This window comes from Polynucleobacter sp. Latsch14-2, from assembly GCF_018881925.1.
Taxonomy (GTDB): domain Bacteria; phylum Pseudomonadota; class Gammaproteobacteria; order Burkholderiales; family Burkholderiaceae; genus Polynucleobacter.
Window position 1 is genome coordinate 256,894 of the sequence record NZ_JACVPL010000002.1, and the last position, 19,423, is coordinate 276,316.

Consider the following 19,423-nt stretch of genomic DNA (forward strand, 5'->3'; position numbering starts at 1 on the left):
GGACTTACAGCTGCAGGCTCTGCACTTGCTTCTGGAGCGGTGGCTTCAGCAACTACTTCTGCTGCGGCTACTACTTCAACTACAGGTGCTGCAACTGGAGCTGGTGCTCCTGCTGCTTTTTGCGCTGCTACTGCGCCCAATACGCGAGCCATTGCAGATACTGGGGCCAACATGACACCCAACAACTGAGATAACAACTCGTCGCGGCTTGGAATTGACGCAAGGGATTTAACACCCGCCACGTCTAACAACTTGCCGTTATATAAGCCAGCAGTGATGACTAGTTTGTCTTGAGTCTTAGCAAAGTTCTGCAATACTTTTGCCGAAGCAATCGGATCAGCAGAAATGCCATAGATCAAGGGGCCAACCATCGAATCAGCAAGAGGCTCAAACTGTGTGCCTTGTGCAGCACGGCGTGCCAATGTGTTCTTCAGAACGCGAAGATATACACCTTGGTCACGTGCGCTAGCACGCAGCTTTGTCAACTGCTCAACTGGAATACCACGGTATTCAGCAAGCACGACTGTTTGAGCTCCCGCTAATTGAGCGCCGACATCAGCAACAATCGCTTTTTTGTCTTCTACATTCAAAGGCACGGTTTAACTCCATAAAAACCAACTGTTTCCAGTTGGGGTTACACACCAGCGTCTGATCATTTGTCACAAGTGAGTCTTGTGAAATCTTTTCAGGGTCGCCATCTGCGCTGGCTATTACTTTCGTAACGATTAAGAATTAACTCTTTACAAGCAACCAATTCACCAACGGTCTTTGATGTTCGACTCACACTCAAAGAGCAAGAGTCGACCCAAAGTTCTTTTTTGCTACAAGCGTATTACTGAGCTGCCTGTAACGATGCTTGGTCTACACGTACGCCTGCACCCATGGTGCTGCTTACGGCAACCTTCTTTAAATAAATACCTTTTGATGCAGGTGGCTTCGCCTTATTCAAAGCCTCAAGCAATGCAAGTAAGTTAGATTTCAATGCAGTTGGCTCGAATGAACGACGGCCAATGCTTGCGTGCACAATACCGGCTTTGTCCACACGGAACTGAACTTGACCAGCTTTTGCATTTTTAACTGCAGTCGCTACATCAGGAGTTACCGTTCCAACTTTTGGATTTGGCATCAAACCACGTGGGCCCAATACTTGACCTAAAGTACCAACAATTTTCATTGTGTCTGGGGATGCAATCAAAATATCGAAATCGATTTTGCCGCCTTTAATTTGTTCAGCAAGCTCTTCCATGCCAACAATTTCTGCACCAGCAGCTTTAGCTTGTTCAGCCTTCTCGCCCTGTGCAAAAACAGCAACACGAACATGTTTACCTGTACCAGCTGGGAGCACAACAGCGCCACGCACAACTTGGTCAGATTTCTTTGCATCAATGCCCAACTGAACAGCAACGTCGATAGACTCATCAAACTTAGCGGTTGCACACTCCTTAACGAGGTTCAACGCATCTTCAAGTGAATAGAATTTATTGCGATCGACTTTAGATTGAATTGCTTTTACGCGTTTAGATAACTTAGTCATGATTAGAGACCTTCCACTGTGATGCCCATAGAGCGGGCGCTACCAGCGATTGTTCTTACAGCTGCATCCATATCGGCTGCTGTCAAATCTGGCATTTTTGCTTTAGCGATTTCTTCCGCTTGAGCACGAGTAATTTTTCCTACCTTGTCGGTATGGGGACGTGGTGATCCTTTTTCGATCTTGGCAGCCTTCTTAATCATGATGGTTGCTGGCGGAGTCTTCATGATGAATGTGAAGCTCTTATCAGCGAACGCTGTAATCACGACTGGAATCGGAAGGCCTGGCTCCATGCTCTGAGTTTGAGCATTGAACGCCTTACAAAATTCCATAATGTTCAGACCGCGCTGACCCAATGCAGGACCTACGGGTGGTGATGGATTTGCTTTACCTGCAGGAATCTGCAGCTTAATAAAGCCAATAATCTTCTTTGCCATTTGTTGCTCCTAAAAGCGCGTCTTGCCTCTTTAGGAAAGACCGCTGTTGAGTAAACGCTTCGCTAGTTTTTGGCTTTCTAGCTCCGCTCCTCGGTTATTACTAACCACTTACAACTACTGCAAAACACGGCTAAAGCCCTGTTTTTACATCTTTTCTACTTGGCCGAACTCCAGCTCAACTGGGGTACCGCGGCCAAAAATTGTAACAGAAACGCGCAATCTTGACTTCTCATAATTGACTTCTTCAATATTGCCGTTGAAATCAATAAATGGCCCCTCTTTAACGCGCACAATCTCGCCAACCTCAAACAAGGTCTTTGGCTTAGGTTTATCAACCCCAGCCTGCATTTGATCCATGATTTTGGCTACTTCTGCGGTAGAAATCGGGCTTGGGCGATTTCTGACGCCACCAACGAATCCAGTCACTTTTGGTGTATTTTTTACCAAATGCCAGCTTTCATCCGTCATTTCCATTTCAATCAGAACGTAGCCTGGAAAGAAGCGGCGCTCAGATACTGACTTAGCACCTGATTTGATCTCAACGACCTCTTCAGACGGAACTAAAATTCGACCAAATTTGTCTGCCATGCCGGAACGTCCAATGCGCTCCTCAAGGCCTCTTTTGACGCTTTTTTCCATGCCGGAATAAGCATGAATAACATACCAGCGCATATTGCCAGTTGCTTGTGGATTTGCGGCTAATTCAGAATCGATCATTTTTTATAACTCACTTCCAGCCAAGAAAGACTGAAAAAACTAGCCATTCAATTAATTTGTCTGCCATCCACAGAAATAGGGACATGATCAGAACAAAACCAAATACGACCATCGTCATTTGGGTAGTCTCTTTTCGAGTCGGCCAAACAACTTTTTTTACTTCGTACCAAGAATCTTTTGCATAGGCAATGAAACGGCGCCCATCGGGTGAAACAGCCACAATTAAAACTGCTACAGTAATACCGCCAAACAAAACTGCTACGCGCACCAATAAAGACTGGTCAATGAGCGTGTAGTACAAGACTAGCGCTGCAACGACAATTAAAGCAGCGAGTCCTGAGACCCAGCTGCTCTTTTCTTCAGAGTGACTTACCGTTTGTTGAGACATATTACTTTCTGTTCAAATCGTGGCAGGGGCGGAGGGCATCGAACCCCCAACCTTTGGTTTTGGAGACCAACGCTCTGCCAATTGAGCTACACCCCTTTATTACTAACTACTTAAGCCAAAACCTTGCTAACCACTCCGGAGCCAACAGTGCGGCCACCTTCACGGATCGCAAAACGCAAACCTTCATCCATCGCGATTGGTGCGATGAGTTTGACGGTAATTTCTACGTTATCGCCTGGCATAACCATTTCTTTATCTTTTGGCAACTCGATCGAACCGGTTACGTCCGTTGTACGGAAGTAGAACTGTGGACGATAGTTGTTAAAGAATGGAGTGTGACGACCACCTTCATCTTTACCCAAGATATAAACTTGAGCTGTAAAGTGAGTATGTGGAGTGATTGAGCCTGGCTTAGCCAATACTTGACCACGTTCAACTTCTTCACGTTTTGTACCGCGCAATAAGATACCAACGTTATCGCCTGCTTGACCTTGGTCGAGCAATTTGCGGAACATTTCAACGCCAGTACAAGTTGTCTTAAGGGTTGGTTTGATACCAATGATTTCAATCTCTTCGCCAACCTTAACAATACCGCGCTCGATACGACCAGTCACTACAGTACCGCGACCAGAGATAGAGAACACATCTTCTACTGGCATCAAGAAGGCACCGTCAACAGCGCGATCTGGAGTAGGAATAAAAGTATCTAAAGCTTCAGCCAATTTCATAATGGCTTGCTCACCCAATTCGCCTTTGTCGCCGTCAAGGGCTAACTTAGCAGAACCATGGATGATTGGTGTGTCATCACCAGGAAATTCATATTTAGTTAGAAGCTCACGAACTTCCATTTCAACGAGTTCTAACAATTCAGCGTCATCAACCATGTCGCATTTGTTCAAGAAAACGATGATGTATGGAACGCCTACTTGGCGCGCCAAGAGGATGTGCTCACGAGTTTGTGGCATTGGGCCGTCAGCAGCAGACACCACCAAGATAGCGCCGTCCATTTGGGCAGCACCAGTAATCATGTTCTTAACGTAGTCAGCATGTCCTGGGCAATCAACGTGAGCGTAGTGACGATTTGCTGTCTCATACTCAACGTGCGCTGTATTAATCGTAATACCACGTGCTTTTTCTTCAGGAGCAGCATCGATCTGATCGTATGCTTTTGCTTCGCCACCAAATGCTTTTGAGAGCACGGTTGCAATCGCTGCTGTTAATGTGGTCTTACCGTGGTCAACGTGACCAATGGTGCCTACGTTTACGTGCGGTTTTGTCCGCTCAAACTTTTCTTTTGCCATTTTTTGTCTGCCTTTAGTTAACTCAATAAACCAACTCGGTTACACAAATGTAATAAACATGTACTACACAATTTTTAATGCATAAAGCCTGGTGCCCATGGGCAGGATCGAACTGCCGACCTCTCCCTTACCAAGGGAGTGCTCTACCACTGAGCCACATGGGCCAATCTACTACTGCAATCTTGGAGCGGGATAAGAGAATCGAACTCTTGACCGAAGATTGGAAATCTGCTGTTTTACCATTAAACTAATCCCGCACATCTGGTGGAGGGGGTAGGATTCGAACCTACGTAGGCATAGCCAACAGATTTACAGTCTGCCTCCTTTAGCCGCTCGGACACCCCTCCGCGAACCCAATATTCTGACTCCAAATGGAGTTTGTGTCAATCTCTCTAAACGTTTTCACAAGTAAAAACGCCCAGACCTAAGAGGGTCTGGGCGTCGCATTGGTGCCCGGCAGTTACCTACTTTCACACGGGTAATCCGCACTATCATCGGCGTAAAGTCGTTTCACTGTCCTGTTCGGGATGGGAAGGAGTGGTTCCAACTTGCTATGGTCACCGGGCGTAGAGGGTTGAGTTGTTGATTTATCAACAACTCTATTTGAGTAAGCATGTAATAAGGATGCAGATTAAATCTGGCAAACATCCAACACAATAGTGCTGGTTATAGGATCAAGCCTAACGGGCAATTAGTATCGGTTAGCTTAACGCATTACTGCGCTTCCACACCCGACCTATCAACGTTGTGGTCTTCAACGACCCTTTATGTAGGTTAAACCTACGGGAGATCTCATCTTCAGGCAAGTTTCCCGCTTAGATGCTTTCAGCGGTTATCTCTTCCGTACATAGCTACCCTGCGATGCTTCTGGCGAAACAACAGGTACACCAGCGGTACGTCCACTCCGGTCCTCTCGTACTAGGAGCAGCCCCCGTCAAATCTCCAACGCCCATGGCAGATAGGGACCAAACTGTCTCACGACGTTTTAAACCCAGCTCACGTACCTCTTTAAATGGCGAACAGCCATACCCTTGGGACCGGCTACAGCCCCAGGATGAGATGAGCCGACATCGAGGTGCCAAACACCGCCGTCGATATGAACTCTTGGGCGGTATCAGCCTGTTATCCCCAGAGTACCTTTTATCCGTTGAGCGATGGCCCTTCCATACAGAACCACCGGATCACTATGACCTGCTTTCGCACCTGCTCGACTTGTCGGTCTCGCAGTTAAGCACGCTTTTGCCATTGCACTTTAGGTACGATGTCCGACCGTACCAAGCGTACCTTCGTACTCCTCCGTTACACTTTGGGAGGAGACCGCCCCAGTCAAACTGCCTACCATGCACTGTTCCCGACCCAGATAATGGGCCAAGGTTAGAATCTCAAACAAACCAGGGTGGTATTTCAAGGTTGGCTCCAGCGAAACTAGCATCCCGCTTTCAACGCCTCCCACCTATCCTACACAGACCGGTTCAAAATTCAATGCAAAGCTACAGTAAAGGTTCATGGGGTCTTTCCGTCTAGCCACGGGTAGATTGCATCATCACAAACATTTCAACTTCGCTGAGTCTCAGGAGGAGACAGTGTGGCCATCGTTACGCCATTCGTGCAGGTCGGAACTTACCCGACAAGGAATTTCGCTACCTTAGGACCGTTATAGTTACGGCCGCCGTTTACTGGGACTTCAATCAAGAGCTTGCACCCCATCATTTAATCTTCCAGCACCGGGCAGGCGTCACACCCTATACGTCCACTTTCGTGTTTGCAGAGTGCTGTGTTTTTATTAAACAGTCGCAGCCACCTTTTTATTGCAACCCTTTCGTCCTCCCCTTGTACAGGGTCAAACTACCAGGGCGCACCTTATCCCGAAGTTACGGTGCAAATTTGCCGAGTTCCTTCTCCTGAGTTCTCTCAAGCGCCTTAGAATACTCATCTCGCCCACCTGTGTCGGTTTGCGGTACGGTCTTGTTAGACTGAAGCTTAGAGGCTTTTCTTGGAACCACTTCCAATTGCTTCGTGAATAAATTCACTCGTCTCACGCCCTTGAATTACGCTACCGGATTTACCTAATAGCCATCTCCAACGCAAGAACCGGGACATCCAACACCCGGACAACTTTCCGCGATCCGTCCCCCCATCGCATCTAACAATGGTCAAGGAATATTAACCTTGTTCCCATCAGCTACGCATCTCTGCCTCGCCTTAGGGGCCGACTCACCCTGTTCCGATGAACGTTGAACAGGAAACCTTGGGCTTACGGCGAGGGGGCTTTTCACCCCCTTTATCGCTACTCATGTCAGCATTCGCACTTCTGATACCTCCAGCATCCTTTACAAGACACCTTCACAGGCTTACAGAACGCTCTCCTACCATCACATTGCTGTGATCCGCAGCTTCGGTTATATGCTTAGCCCCGTTACATCTTCCGCGCAGGACGACTCGATCAGTGAGCTATTACGCTTTCTTTAAAGGATGGCTGCTTCTAAGCCAACCTCCTGACTGTTTTAGCCTTCCCACTTCGTTTCCCACTTAGCATATATTAGGGACCTTAGCTGGCGGTCTGGGTTGTTTCCCTCTTGACACCGGACGTTAGCACCCGATGTCTGTCTCCCGTGCTTGCACTTGTAGGTATTCGGAGTTTGCTATGGCGCAGTAATCCGCAATGGACCCCACTACCATGACAGTGCTCTACCCCCTACAGTGATACACGAGGCACTACCTAAATAGTTTTCGGAGAGAACCAGCTATTTCCAGTTTTGTTTAGCCTTTCACCCCTATCCACAGCTCATCCCCTAACTTTTCAACGTTAGTGGGTTCGGTCCTCCAGTACGTGTTACCGCACCTTCAACCTGGCCATGGATAGATCAACTGGTTTCGGGTCTACACCCAGCAACTAGCGCCCTATTCGGACTCGCTTTCGCTACGCCTTCCCTATTCGGTTAAGCTTGCTACTGAATGTAAGTCGCTGACCCATTATACAAAAGGTACGCAGTCACCCCTTACGAGGCTCCTACTGTTTGTATGCACACAATTTCAGGATCTATTTCACTCCCCTCCCGGGGTTCTTTTCGCCTTTCCCTCACGGTACTTGTTCACTATCGGTCGATTACGAGTATTTAGCCTTGGAGGATGGTCCCCCCATATTCAGACAGGATTTCACGTGTCCCGCCCTACTTGTCTCTAGCCTAGTACCACCCAATAATTTTCACATACGGGACTATCACCCTTTATTGTCGGACTTTCCATTCCGTTCTGTTAATTACTGAGCTATCACTAGAAGGCTGTTCCCATTTCGCTCGCCACTACTTTGGGAATCTCGGTTGATGTCTTTTCCTCTCGCTACTTAGATGTTTCAGTTCACGAGGTTCGCTTCTCATACCCTATGTATTCAGGTATGGATACCACAAAAGTGGTGGGTTTCCCCATTCAGAAATCCCCGGATCAAAGCTTATTTACCAGCTCCCCGGGGCTTATCGCAGGTTATAACGTCTTTCGTCGCCTGTAATCGCCAAGGCATCCATCATGTGCACTTATTCACTTGATCCTATAACGAGCACCATTGCTAGTAACCGTTACAGGTTTTACTTCTACTTCTGACATGTTTGCCGTAATCCAAACTATAAGTACTTTTTAAGAACTTTGTAAAACTCGTTTGTATTACTGATTGATGATTCAATCTTTACCCTTATTACATTGTCTAATGTTCTCTCAAAGAAACATTAGACACTTTGCTTACTCAAATTTTTAAAGAACAGCCATAAATGGCAAAACTAAACAATCTAATAATCGCTTAGTTTTGACATTTAGATAGTTGGTGGAGGATGACGGGATCGAACCGACGACCCCCTGCTTGCAAAGCAGGTGCTCTCCCAGCTGAGCTAATCCCCCAACGTTCCACATAGTCCATATCACTTCTGATTTGGTGGGTCTGGTAGGACTTGAACCTACGACCCCTGCGTTATCAACACAGTGCTCTAACCAGCTGAGCTACAGACCCGTGGCTTTTATTGTGAACCGATAAGTGTGGGCACTAAAGCTCCAGCATCTTTCTCTAGAAAGGAGGTGATCCAGCCGCACCTTCCGATACGGCTACCTTGTTACGACTTTACCCCAGTCATGAACCCTGCCGTGGCAGTCGCCCCCCTTGCGGTTAGGCTAACGGCTTCTGGCAAAACCCACTCCCATGGTATGACGGGCGGTGTGTACAAGACCCGGGAACGTATTCACCGCGACATTCTGATCCGCGATTACTAGCGATTCCAGCTTCACGTAGTCGAGTTGCAGACTACGATCCGGACTACGATGCATTTTCTGAGATTAGCTCCCCCTCGCGGGTTGGCAACCCTCTGTATGCACCATTGTATGACGTGTGAAGCCCTACCCATAAGGGCCATGAGGACTTGACGTCATCCCCACCTTCCTCCGGTTTGTCACCGGCAGTCTCTTTAGAGTGCTCTTGCGTAGCAACTAAAGACAAGGGTTGCGCTCGTTGCGGGACTTAACCCAACATCTCACGACACGAGCTGACGACAGCCATGCAGCACCTGTGTTGACTTTCTCTTACGAGCACCTAATGTATCTCTACTTCGTTAGTCACATGTCAAGGGTAGGTAAGGTTTTTCGCGTTGCATCGAATTAATCCACATCATCCACCGCTTGTGCGGGTCCCCGTCAATTCCTTTGAGTTTTAATCTTGCGACCGTACTCCCCAGGCGGCTGACTTCACGCGTTAGCTACGTTACTCAGGATGTAAATCCCGAACAACTAGTCAGCATCGTTTAGGGCGTGGACTACCAGGGTATCTAATCCTGTTTGCTCCCCACGCTTTCGTGCATGAGCGTCAGTGTTATCCCAGGGGGCTGCCTTCGCCATTGGTATTCCTCCACATATCTACGCATTTCACTGCTACACGTGGAATTCTACCCCCCTCTGACACACTCTAGCTATACAGTCACAGGCGCCATTCCCAGGTTAAGCCCGGGGATTTCACGCCTGTCTTGTATAACCGCCTGCGCACGCTTTACGCCCAGTAATTCCGATTAACGCTTGCACCCTACGTATTACCGCGGCTGCTGGCACGTAGTTAGCCGGTGCTTATTCTTCAGGTACCGTCATTCCCGGACTGTGTTAGAGCCGGTGTTTCTTCCCTGACAAAAGAGCTTTACAACCCGAAGGCCTTCTTCACTCACGCGGCATTGCTGGATCAGGGTTGCCCCCATTGTCCAAAATTCCCCACTGCTGCCTCCCGTAGGAGTCTGGGCCGTGTCTCAGTCCCAGTGTGGCTGATCGTCCTCTCAGACCAGCTACTGATCGTCGCCTTGGTGGGCTTTTACCCCACCAACAAGCTAATCAGGCATCGGCCGCTCTAATCGCGCGAGGTCTTTCGATCCCCCGCTTTCCCCCTCAGGGCGTATGCGGTATTAGCACAGCTTTCGCTGCGTTATCCCCCACGATAAGGTACGTTCCGATGTATTACTCACCCGTTCGCCACTCGCCACCAGGTGCAAGCACCCGTGCTGCCGTTCGACTTGCATGTGTAAGGCATGCCGCCAGCGTTCAATCTGAGCCAGGATCAAACTCTTCAGTTTAATTCCTGTGATCCTTGCGGATCGTCGCACTCATTCAAGAAATTGACTTGGTAATAAAACCAAATCTTTTTACTGTCTATGAGTACTATTTATTTACATCTGTCCCGAAGGACTTGATGCTTTCACTTAGTACCCACAATTATCGGTTCACTAATTTTTAAAGAGGGCTGACTTGTTTTGCATTTCTTAAAAAACATTCAGCAGAGAGGTGAGACTATATCCCACAAATTTAGGGTCGTCAACACCTTTCGTAGTCTTTTTCTTCAAAAAGCACTTGTTTTTTCTGATTTTAAAAATAAAACCAGCTAAATCAATAAGATATGAATTTAAAAAATATTTAACTTTTTTTAAAAATTTAAGGGTTTTGGAGTATTCATATACTTTTCTTTACTAAGACCCTCTTTTTTTGCCTCTCTAACGGTGCATATCTTAGATAAAACCTAGGGAAAACCCTGTAATTTTATCAATTTCCTGCTAATATATTGCTATGCACAATAAACTAGCGAAGAGTCACTCACCCAAGCGCCCCAATGCTGGTGGGGGTCTCGTTCCAGTTCGAGAACTTCATGCTGGCCATAGGTCCACCATACTTCATCACTTTTTACAACTAAATGAAGATGATCGCCGCCTGCGTTTTGGGACACATACCCCCAATGAGGTTATCGAACGGTATGTTGAAGGCCTAGACTTCAATCAGGATGCTATTTTTGGCATCTTTGATACTGAGTTGAATATTGTTGGGTTAGCTCACCTTGCTTACCTTCCTGTCTTTAAAAGCAAAGGGCGTGCTGCTGAGTTTGGTGTTTCGGTACTACCGGAGGGCAGGGGACGAGGGCTTGGAACCGCTTTACTAGCGCGTGCAGCAGTTCACTCGCGCAATACTCGTATTGAAACGTTGTTTGTTCATTGCCTGGCAAATAACAAAGCCATGATGCATTTGGCACAAAAAGCGGGTATGAGTGTTGAATATGCTTATGGTGATGCAGATGCCTATTTGAAGCTATTGCCTGCCAACTCCAGCACAATTGTTCAAGAAGCGGCAAACGAGCAGTGGGCTGATTTCGACTACGCGCTCAAGGAAAATTTGAAGCGCTCTCATCATGCTTGGAGCTGGTGGTTAGGTCAGCCAACAACTGCGCCTTAATTATTGTCAGGCGCACCCTGCAAAATCCAAAATACAAGCAGCGAAAGCTCAGCATCACTTAACTTGGCATTAGCAGGCATTGGTACCACTCCCCACGAGCCAGCTCCACCTTTTTGAATTTTGTTTTTTAAAAAAATGTTTGCACTAGGATTGCTTTTATATTTAGCAGCAACATCGCGAAAGCTTGGACCAACTATTTTTTTATTGACTGCGTGACAACCTAAGCAGGCATTTTGTTTCGCAATGGAAAGTGCCCCGCCAATACTGTCAGTCGCTTGCGCAATCTGCATGCCCGCAAAGAAAAGGGCAGCCATAAAAGCCGCCCTCACGTGCCCAACCAAAGTCATATGTTGCGTTGATTACAAATACTTACTGAAATTTTGGCGGACTTGATGGTTGAGTCTCATCTGCTTTGCCTTGCTTTTCTAAGCGCACCTTCTCCGCATCGGAGATGATGTCAAAATAGACAAAAACTTCTTTCACACCACTGGAGTTGCTCGCCACTTTCTTTGCAATGTCAGCTTCTTTTTGCGTCAAGATTCCCATTAGATAGACGCTGCTGCCCTCAGCAACAATTGCCATCGAGTTCGAAGGCAATTCCTCCGTAAAAATCATTTGGGTCTTGATCTTTGACTCAAGGTAAGAGTCATTGGCGCGGGCCGTATAGCTACTATTAGGGCCTATTACCAGCTCGTTATACACGCTACGAGCGTTCTTCATTGCTTTTACATAAGCCCCGGCCTCGCCTTTAATGTCAGCGTCCTTTACCTCGCCAGTGAGCAATACTTTCTGGTTAAACGAAGTGACATTAATGTGGGCGTTATCACCGAATCTTTTAGCTAGCGCGTTAACAGACTCAAGCTCAATGCCTTTATCGATTGCTTGAACACTCGCACTGCGTCGATCTGCAAGAATCGCTGCGCTTGCAGCAACACCGCCTACAGCAAGCACACCGCAAGCCGATAAAAAGGAGGTGAGAATTAACATGACAACTAATTTACTTGCGGGTTTAATTTGCATCATGAACGCTTTCTATTTTAAGGGTGCCATTAATCAAGCAGTATGTGATCAACGCCATCACACAAACTGTGCAACAACACTAAATGTGTTTCTTGAATTCGTGCAGTACGAGTAGAGGGGGCACAAAGATGAATATCATTCTTGTCCAATAGGCTTGCGATTTTTCCGCCGCCATTTCCGGTAAGGGCAATAATTTTGATGCCCATTTTTTTCGCCACTTCAATGGCCCTTACTACATTTTTAGAATTGCCCGATGTAGAGATGCCCAAGAGTATGTCGCCGCTTTTGCCCAGACCTCGGACTTGCTTGCTAAATACCTCGTCATAACTGTAATCATTACCAACAGCGGTCAAGATAGAAGTGTCTGTTGTTAAGGCAATTGCAGCAAGCTCCTGACGTTCGCGCTCAAAACGCCCAATCAATTCGGCTGCAAAGTGTTGTGCATCGGCGGCGGATCCGCCATTACCACAAGCCATAACCTTACCGCCAGCGCGCAAGCATTCAACCATTGCCAGCACACCCACTGCAACCGACTCTGGAAGCACTTTCTCAGCCTCTTGCTTGACTGCAATGCTGTCTAAAAAATGTTGGGATGCGCGCTTACGCAGGCGTTCAATCGTATTTTTATCCATAACAATATTATGCGCTAAAGCGGAGGCTTTTTCCGCAAGCTGCCAACGAAAGTAAAAGCGACGTATTCTCTTACTTATTAACTAATCCTCCGCAAGATTTCTATACATGGAACTGAGCTCATTTGACTTTCTAAAGCAGCAAGATTTGCCTGCTGGGGCCCTCTACATGGTAGCCACTCCAATTGGTAATTTGGGTGACATCACGATGCGAGCTCTGCACATACTCAATGCTGTTGATGGCATAGCCTGTGAAGACACGCGACATAGTGCCGCCTTACTTCAGCAATTTGGTATTCATAAGAAATGCCTCGCCTTGCATGAACACAATGAAATGAGTGGGGCACAAACAGTGATCCGGCATCTGGCACAGAATGAGCGCTGGGCCTATATCTCTGACGCAGGAACTCCGGGTGTTTCAGATCCCGGAGCAAGACTGGTCGATGAGGTGCAAAAGGCGGGCTTCCGGGTTGTGCCTATCCCGGGGGCAAGCGCCGTATCTTCGGCCGTCTCAATCGGCGGTTCTGTCTTATTTAACTCTGACGGACGCTTCCAGTTTTTAGGTTTTTGGCCGAACAAATCAAAAGAGCGTGATGCTCTGGTTCTGAACATTCGCACCAGTGCAAATACGAGCATCTTTTTTGAATCGCCACACCATATCAAGGAAACTCTCCGAGTTTTGTCGGACGCCCTAGAAGCAGATCGTCAATTAGTAGTAGGCCGTGAGCTGACTAAAAAATTTGAGCAAATTATTTCTATGCGGGCCAGTGAAATTCCACAGTGGCTTGAAGACGCCAGTAGCCTCAAGGGTGAATTTATTATTTTAGTTGCAGGGCGCCCAGCCAGTGCTGATGAGGCTCCAGAGCATGCATCCCTCTTGTTGTGGGCCAACACCTTAAGCCCATACCTTGGTAGCAAAGAAATCGCTGCCGTGCTTGCTCAAGCCTTGGGGCTTTCTAAAAAAGAAGCCTATCAAATTGCCTTAGATGCAAAAGTTTCTAGTGGCGAGAAATAAAAAAGCTGGCATATAGCCAGCTTTTTTATTTGCGCTGACAAAAATTTATTTTGCTGCTGGCGCCTTAGGCTCTGGCAATTTACCGCCGGATGCGTTAGCCATAAACACAACTGCGCGAGCCAATTCATAATCACTAATATCTGCTGGATTAGAGCCGCCACGAGCTGGCATAGCACCCTTGCCCTTGAGTACGGAGGTCATCAAAGAATCGTAGCCCTTACCAATACGCGGGGCCCATGCGCTTACGTCACCAAATTTTGGCGCGCCTGCAGCACCGGTAGCATGGCAAGAGGAGCAAACGGCTTTGTAAACCTGTTCTCCAGTTTGAATTTCACGCGGAGCACTTGCATCTTTAAAATTTAATTGCGCTACTGGTTTGATCAATTGCTCTGCAGACTTTGCTACATCTCCGGTTCCAGCGCCTTCGCGTTTGCCACTATTTACGTACACCATTAGTAACAAAATAATGATCAAGGGTACAAAAAAGCTTGCAAAGACCATGATGATCAATTGCTTTGGGGACTTAATTAGGTTGCCGTGCTCGTTGCTCATAGGACTTTTATCATTTGACGGGGTTTAGGGGTTACTTTGCGGTGATTATAACGAGAGCTTACATTCTAGGCACTTACAATAGCCAGGTGATTGTTTTTGTTGCTGGCGCCCGTAGCTCAGTGGATAGAGTATTGGCCTCCGAAGCCAAGGGTCGCAGGTTCGATTCCTGCCGGGCGCACCACAAGAAACAAAGGGGATTTTGACCTACATCATGCGCCAAATGATAAAAACAGCTATCATTTGCACCTAAATTATTGATTCTTATCGTGTCCAATCATCTAAATCCCACCCTCTCCGAGCCATCTATTTCCAACCCCCTGGCACCAGATGCGCCGCTCCCCCATCGAAAAATCATTCGCAGCTGGCTCATTCCTATGGCCCAGGGCGAAACCGCTCGCGCACTAGTACTTTTAGCAATTGATGCTGCACTATGGATCGGCTGTATTGCTGGCACCGTCTTCATTCAGAGCGTTCTGATTAAAGTTATATTGGGTCTTGTTGCTGGCTTTGTAACGGGGCGCATTTTTATTCTTGGTCATGATGCCTGCCACCAGAGCTTTACCCCGAATCGTGAGCTCAATAAAGTATTAGGGCGCATTGCCTTCTTACCATCACTAACCCCATATAGCCTTTGGGATGTAGGTCATAACGTAGTCCACCATGGCCAAACCAACCTTAAGGGCTTTGATTTTGTCTGGGCTCCGCTATCTAAGGCCGAATTTGATGCTTTGCCATCCTGGCGTCGAGGCCTTGAGCGTCTTTACCGCAGTGGCTGGGGGCCAGTTTTCTACTATTTGATTGAAATTTGGTGGCGGCGCGAGTACTTTCCAAACGCCAAAAACAAACCTGGCGATCGGCCTATCTTCCTTAAAGACAACCTGCTAGTTAGCGCATTTGCGCTGATTTGGATTGGTTGCTTAGTTGTGGGTGCTTTGGTAACAGATCAATCCATCTGCATTGGCCTACTCACTGGCTTTGCTGTGCCTTTCCTGTTTTGGAATGGCATGATTGGCTTTGTTGTCTACGTTCACCACACACACCCCTCAGTTTCTTGGTATGACAAGAAATCTGAATGGTTGCGTGCACAGCCCTTTGTATCAACCACCGTACACCTTACTTTCAGCTGGATTTGGGGCTCTTTAATGCACCACATCATGGAGCATACTGCCCATCACGTAGACATGAGCGTACCCCTGTATCGCCTTAAGGAGGCCCAAAATACCCTGGAAACCATCCTTCCAGAGCGTATTTTTGTGCAAAAGTTCTCTTGGGGCTGGTATTTTGATACGGCCCGCAAGTGCAAGCTTTACGACTTTGAAAACAAGGCTTGGCTAGATTTTGATGGCAATAAAACGGCTGATTCGGTCAGAGTTGTCCTAAGCCCAGCCCCAGCAGGACAAAACGGGTAAAATAGATCTTCTGTATAGATTTGGCTTACCCGGATTGCCCATGACTACCTCGACTCCAGCTGCTACCCAAGATACTTCCCAGAGCCTCAAATTTTGCTCTTCTTGCAGTCGCGAAAAGCGCCTAGAAGGTGGCACCTGGATACCAACAAGCAATCGTAAGCAACGCTGGATTTGCGCAAGCTGTCTTTACAACCGCACACATCGTACTGGCTCAGCCAAAACCTAATTTGCGTTTTTTGTAACTTGGTGATTTAGCTTAAGCGCCAGCACCAACATAGGGGTTTGTTTGACGCTCTCTACCAAAAGTAGACATTGGTCCATGACCAGGCACAAATTGAACATCATTACCAAGCGGCCATAATTTTGTCTTAATTGCAGCAATTAAATCCGCTTGATTGCCGCGAGGAAAATCTGTTCTTCCAATGGATCCCGCGAAGAGTACATCACCGACTAAAGCTAAACGATCTTGCTTATTAAAAAATACTACATGGCCCGGAGTGTGGCCAGGGCAATGCAGAACCTCTAAGTCCACATTGCCAACCTGCACATGATCACCGTCGTTTAGCCAGCGTGTTGGCTCGAATACTTTTGCGTGACCAAAACCAAATCGCAACGTTTGCTCTGGTAATTGATCAATCCAAAAACGCTCATCAATTTGCGGTCCCTCTATTGGAACATTGAGTTGATCTGCTAAATCCTTCGCTGCAGCACAATGATCGAGGTGCCCATGCGTCAGTAAAATTTTCTTTACCGTTCCACCTAGCTGCATTACTCCATCAAGTATCTTTTCTATATCACCCCCAGGATCCACAATAGCGGCATCTCCAGTTTCTTGACAAACTAATATAGAACAGTTTTGCTCAAATGGGGTTACGGGAATGATTCTGAATTTAATTGGCATATGGGCACAGAGCTTACATTGATAACGGCCCAGTTTATTGCACTACAGATAGAATATCTCCAAAGGACGAAATATGAACTCTCAAGACACATTTAAATTTGCGCTAACCCACGAATGGGCAGACTGTGAAGCTGACGGCCTCATCTGGGTTGGAATTAGCAATCATGCTCAAGAAGCGCTGGGAGATGTGATGTTCTTCCAGGCGCCCAAGATTGGGCAACAAGTTCAGCAGGGCGAAGCAATTGCTGTTATTGAGTCAGTTAAAGCTGCGAGCGATATACATGCGCCCGTGAGTGGTGAGGTTGTGGCATTAAATGAAGTGGTCGACGCTAGTCCAGAGCTCGTCAATGAAAAGCCCTATGCTATTTGGCTCTTCAAAATAAAACCTCTATCAGACGCAGACTTAACATCTGAACTAGAAAAGCTCATGGACTTAGATCAATACAACTCTTCTGCGGGCGCCTAATCTATTAGATTGCGATTGGGTCGCGCTCGATTAACCAGCGGATGCGTGATGTTTTACTAATACGCCCCTGAGAATTGCTCCGTAAATCCTCATCAATTGCTTCAAGCGCTTCTTGTAACAACTTGCGGCTCTCAGACTCAATGACCACTTGTGCGCGCTCTGATCCCGCCACCCGCATTACGGCTTTTGGCACCGGGTCATATATTCGCAACTCCTTACTATGCAACCCTTTATTTTTTAGGCGCCCCTTAAGACCGCTCAAAAACTGAATAGCCTTATCCAAAGTTTTTCCTTCTGCATGAATTAGGCCTTGATAAGAGTAGGGCGGTAATTGTGCTTCTTCTCGCTCTCGTGCGATATGCGACAAAAATCCGTCGACGTCGTGCCTCAATAGGTATTGATAGACTGCTGCTTCGGGGTGCTGCGTTTCAATATAGATATTCCCACCCGCCTGTCCTTCTATACCAGATCTTCCGGCACGCCCTGCAACCTGCACCAGTTGCGCAAATAATCTTTCTGCCGCCCTGAAATCAGGTGAATATAGCCTGCTGTCAGCGTCCAGTACCGCAACTAAACCAATATTTTGATAATCGTGTCCTTTAGCAATCATTTGGGTGCCAACAACGATATCTACTTTTCCGTCGTGTATTTCTTGAAAAAGTATTTCTGCGCCTTTGCTTTTTCTGCTCGAGTCTGTGTCAACACGAAGTACTCTTGCGTTTGGCCACATCTCTCCTATGGCGTCCTCCAGTTTCTGGGTTCCCTGTCCCAAAGTTTTAAGATCGGCATTGCCGCAATCCGGACAAAAGGCAGGGATCTGCTTTACTAGGCCACAATGATGACAATTCAATACCGACTTTGTTCCCAATGCACCTGCTTTATGCACTACTGTGTGTGATGAGCACTCGGTGCAGACTGACATCCAAGCACATGCATTACAACTGAGAACGGGGGCATAGCCCCTGCGATTAATTAAGATCAAACTTTGTTTGCCCTCTTCTAAATTCTTACTAATCGCATGAGCCAAAGTTTTAGTAATCAAGCTCTTTGTCTTTGGACTATTTTGGTCTCCGGGACTAAATTGGTTCTGAGGGTCTCGTGAATTGACTAGGTGCACCTTGGGCAAAAGAGCGCCCTGCGCTCGCTGATCTAGACGCATGTATTCATAACGACCAGCCTTAGCTGCAATCCAGGTTTCTAATGAGGGTGTTGCTGATGAAAGCAAAATCGGAATTTTTTGGTCGTGTGCGCGCCAGATGGCCAAATCTCTTGCCGAGTACCTAGTACCCTCTTGTTGCTTATACGAGGGGTCGTGCTCCTCATCAACTACGATTGCACGTAAATTTGGTATTGAAGTTAACGCAGCCAAGCGTGTTCCCAAAATAATTCGCGCCTTACCTGTCATAGCTTCATGCCACGCAATGCCTCTTTGTTTCTCTGTCACCCCACTGTGAAGCACTGCCAAGTTTTCTTCTGGAAAATATGCTCGCACTCGTCGTTCTAATTGTGGCGTTAGATTAATTTCAGGTACCAACAGTAAAACTTGTGCTGCTTCGTCCTTCAAAATACTAGCAAGCCAATTTAAAAAGACCGCTGTCTTACCGCTGCCAGTTTGCCCATGCAACAAGATTGCGCGGAAGTTGTTACCTGTTTTGCTTGGGTTTCCCATTAAAGCTTGCAGTGCTTCTGCTTGCTCCTGATTCAACTGATCAATGCTGATGTAACCCTCAACCAGTTTCGGACTTTTTTCTTTATTTCGTTTCTTCTCGGCGCTCTGTATTTTTTTTGGGATTTTGTCCCAGTCTTCAGACTTGCGCCACATCTTTGGAATGCTAGGCATGATAGTTTCACCAAGCGTGTGTACGTAATACTGGCTTGCAAAATTCATTAATTTCAACAGTCCGCCATCTAATGGGGGAAGGGGGGCTATTTTTTCAACTAGTTTTAATTTATCAAATTCATATTCAGAGTGAGCACTCACATTTGTAACGATACCCACCTCTTTAGATCTTCCAAATGGAATTTCAACAATATGCCCAATCTGCGGCAAACTACCCAACTTAGCAAGATCCCACAGATAGTCAAAGCCCTGGACTAAGGGCTTATCAACAACTATTTGGACAACTATCGGGGCTGTCATGATTTACGTCAATTTTCTTATGGGCCTGTGGATAAGTCTGTGGATATCATCTGATAATTCTAGTTTCTAAGTTAATTTACCGACACCCAATAAGCGCACGGCTTTAAAAAATTATGTATAAAAACCAATAAAATCAATATCTTAAAATCTTTTGTAGAAGTTAAGGATGACTTTTGTTCGCAATC

At 46.9% G+C, this 19,423-nt stretch carries 16 protein-coding genes, 7 tRNA genes, 3 rRNA genes and 1 pseudogene; 6 read left to right on the forward strand and 21 right to left on the reverse strand.

Annotation, left to right across the window (positions count from 1 at the left end; all coding sequences use genetic code 11):
- Nucleotides 1-83: 83 nt before the first annotated feature.
- The 15 genes and pseudogenes from rplJ to ICN46_RS03545 all read right to left on the reverse strand — a co-directional run.
- Nucleotides 84-596: pseudogene (gene rplJ, locus ICN46_RS03475) on the reverse strand (50S ribosomal protein L10); the annotation flags it as partial.
- A gap of 236 nt (nucleotides 597-832) precedes the next feature.
- Nucleotides 833-1,534: a 50S ribosomal protein L1 gene (gene rplA / locus ICN46_RS03480; RefSeq protein WP_216164202.1), complete on the reverse strand. Its 702-nt coding sequence runs from the start codon at nucleotides 1,532-1,534 to the stop codon at nucleotides 833-835.
- A gap of 2 nt (nucleotides 1,535-1,536) precedes the next feature.
- Complete coding sequence (rplK, locus tag ICN46_RS03485) at nucleotides 1,537-1,968, reverse strand: 50S ribosomal protein L11 (RefSeq protein ID WP_011901890.1); 432 nt, start codon at nucleotides 1,966-1,968, stop codon at nucleotides 1,537-1,539.
- Nucleotides 1,969-2,112: 144 nt separating this feature from the next.
- Nucleotides 2,113-2,685 carry a transcription termination/antitermination protein NusG gene (nusG, locus tag ICN46_RS03490; RefSeq protein WP_216204527.1) on the reverse strand — a complete coding sequence of 191 codons (573 nt, stop codon included), beginning with the start codon at nucleotides 2,683-2,685 and terminating at the stop codon, nucleotides 2,113-2,115.
- Between the two features lie 10 nt (nucleotides 2,686-2,695).
- Nucleotides 2,696-3,073, reverse strand: a complete 378-nt coding sequence (gene secE, locus ICN46_RS03495) for a preprotein translocase subunit SecE (RefSeq protein ID WP_216204532.1) — start codon at nucleotides 3,071-3,073, stop codon at nucleotides 2,696-2,698.
- A 20-nt stretch (nucleotides 3,074-3,093) separates the two neighbouring features.
- A tRNA-Trp gene (locus ICN46_RS03500) sits at nucleotides 3,094-3,169 on the reverse strand.
- 14 nt (nucleotides 3,170-3,183) lie between these two features.
- Nucleotides 3,184-4,374: an elongation factor Tu gene (gene tuf / locus ICN46_RS03505; RefSeq protein WP_216204512.1), complete on the reverse strand. Its 1,191-nt coding sequence runs from the start codon at nucleotides 4,372-4,374 to the stop codon at nucleotides 3,184-3,186.
- Between the two features lie 89 nt (nucleotides 4,375-4,463).
- Nucleotides 4,464-4,538, reverse strand: a tRNA-Thr gene (locus ICN46_RS03510).
- 19 nt (nucleotides 4,539-4,557) lie between these two features.
- Nucleotides 4,558-4,631 (reverse strand) — tRNA-Gly (locus tag ICN46_RS03515).
- A gap of 5 nt (nucleotides 4,632-4,636) precedes the next feature.
- Nucleotides 4,637-4,721: transfer RNA gene (locus tag ICN46_RS03520), tRNA-Tyr, on the reverse strand.
- A 104-nt stretch (nucleotides 4,722-4,825) separates the two neighbouring features.
- Nucleotides 4,826-4,939, reverse strand: a 5S ribosomal RNA gene (gene rrf, locus ICN46_RS03525).
- A gap of 105 nt (nucleotides 4,940-5,044) precedes the next feature.
- Nucleotides 5,045-7,918: ribosomal RNA gene (locus tag ICN46_RS03530) — 23S ribosomal RNA — on the reverse strand.
- 268 nt (nucleotides 7,919-8,186) lie between these two features.
- Nucleotides 8,187-8,262, reverse strand: a tRNA-Ala gene (locus tag ICN46_RS03535).
- A gap of 32 nt (nucleotides 8,263-8,294) precedes the next feature.
- Nucleotides 8,295-8,371: transfer RNA gene (locus ICN46_RS03540), tRNA-Ile, on the reverse strand.
- Between the two features lie 58 nt (nucleotides 8,372-8,429).
- Nucleotides 8,430-9,962, reverse strand: a 16S ribosomal RNA gene (locus ICN46_RS03545).
- The 16S, 23S and 5S rRNA genes sit together here with 5 tRNA genes alongside, the layout of an rRNA operon.
- Before the next feature lie 487 nt (nucleotides 9,963-10,449).
- On the opposite strand from ICN46_RS03545, the gene ICN46_RS03550 reads away from it, so the two are divergent.
- A complete protein-coding gene (locus ICN46_RS03550) occupies nucleotides 10,450-11,106 on the forward strand; it encodes a GNAT family N-acetyltransferase (protein WP_216204535.1) in 657 nt (218 codons plus the stop codon).
- Here the strand turns inward: ICN46_RS03550 and ICN46_RS03555 are convergent.
- From ICN46_RS03555 to ICN46_RS03565, 3 genes are read right to left on the reverse strand one after another with little or no spacing between them, the layout of a single operon-like run.
- A complete protein-coding gene (locus ICN46_RS03555; protein WP_216204538.1) occupies nucleotides 11,103-11,420 on the reverse strand; it encodes a c-type cytochrome in 318 nt (105 codons plus the stop codon). The two genes, ICN46_RS03550 and ICN46_RS03555, sit on opposite strands and share 4 nt — an antisense overlap.
- 55 nt (nucleotides 11,421-11,475) lie before the next feature.
- Complete coding sequence (locus ICN46_RS03560; RefSeq protein WP_255538725.1) at nucleotides 11,476-12,129, reverse strand: BON domain-containing protein; 654 nt, start codon at nucleotides 12,127-12,129, stop codon at nucleotides 11,476-11,478.
- A 26-nt stretch (nucleotides 12,130-12,155) separates the two neighbouring features.
- Nucleotides 12,156-12,758 (reverse strand): phosphoheptose isomerase, encoded by a 603-nt coding sequence (locus ICN46_RS03565; protein WP_216204541.1) that lies wholly within the window; start codon nucleotides 12,756-12,758, stop codon nucleotides 12,156-12,158.
- Nucleotides 12,759-12,864: 106 nt separating this feature from the next.
- On the opposite strand from ICN46_RS03565, the gene rsmI reads away from it, so the two are divergent.
- The gene (rsmI, locus tag ICN46_RS03570; RefSeq protein ID WP_216204543.1) at nucleotides 12,865-13,770 is read left to right on the forward strand and encodes a 16S rRNA (cytidine(1402)-2'-O)-methyltransferase; all 906 of its coding nucleotides are present in this window, start codon (nucleotides 12,865-12,867) and stop codon (nucleotides 13,768-13,770) included.
- A 45-nt stretch (nucleotides 13,771-13,815) separates the two neighbouring features.
- Here rsmI and ICN46_RS03575 read toward each other — a convergent pair whose 3' ends face one another.
- Complete coding sequence (locus ICN46_RS03575) at nucleotides 13,816-14,322, reverse strand: c-type cytochrome (protein ID WP_216204546.1); 507 nt, start codon at nucleotides 14,320-14,322, stop codon at nucleotides 13,816-13,818.
- A 105-nt stretch (nucleotides 14,323-14,427) separates the two neighbouring features.
- Here ICN46_RS03575 and ICN46_RS03580 point away from each other — a divergent pair.
- The 3 genes from ICN46_RS03580 (at nucleotide 14,428) to ICN46_RS03590 (ending at nucleotide 15,957) form a co-directional block, all read left to right on the forward strand.
- Nucleotides 14,428-14,503 (forward strand) — tRNA-Arg (locus ICN46_RS03580).
- Nucleotides 14,504-14,576: 73 nt separating this feature from the next.
- Nucleotides 14,577-15,731: a fatty acid desaturase gene (locus ICN46_RS03585; protein WP_216204549.1), complete on the forward strand. Its 1,155-nt coding sequence runs from the start codon at nucleotides 14,577-14,579 to the stop codon at nucleotides 15,729-15,731.
- Between the two features lie 40 nt (nucleotides 15,732-15,771).
- A complete protein-coding gene (locus ICN46_RS03590; RefSeq protein WP_129560400.1) occupies nucleotides 15,772-15,957 on the forward strand; it encodes a hypothetical protein in 186 nt (61 codons plus the stop codon).
- Between the two features lie 30 nt (nucleotides 15,958-15,987).
- On the opposite strand, the gene ICN46_RS03595 is transcribed toward ICN46_RS03590, so the two are convergent.
- Nucleotides 15,988-16,626 (reverse strand): MBL fold metallo-hydrolase, encoded by a 639-nt coding sequence (locus ICN46_RS03595; RefSeq protein WP_216204702.1) that lies wholly within the window; start codon nucleotides 16,624-16,626, stop codon nucleotides 15,988-15,990.
- Nucleotides 16,627-16,705: 79 nt separating this feature from the next.
- On the opposite strand from ICN46_RS03595, the gene gcvH reads away from it, so the two are divergent.
- A complete protein-coding gene (gcvH, locus tag ICN46_RS03600; RefSeq protein WP_216204552.1) occupies nucleotides 16,706-17,098 on the forward strand; it encodes a glycine cleavage system protein GcvH in 393 nt (130 codons plus the stop codon).
- Nucleotides 17,099-17,102: 4 nt separating this feature from the next.
- Here the strand turns inward: gcvH and priA are convergent, their stop codons facing one another.
- Nucleotides 17,103-19,238 (reverse strand): replication restart helicase PriA, encoded by a 2,136-nt coding sequence (gene priA, locus ICN46_RS03605; protein WP_216204556.1) that lies wholly within the window; start codon nucleotides 19,236-19,238, stop codon nucleotides 17,103-17,105.
- Between the last annotated feature and the right edge of the window lie 185 nt (nucleotides 19,239-19,423).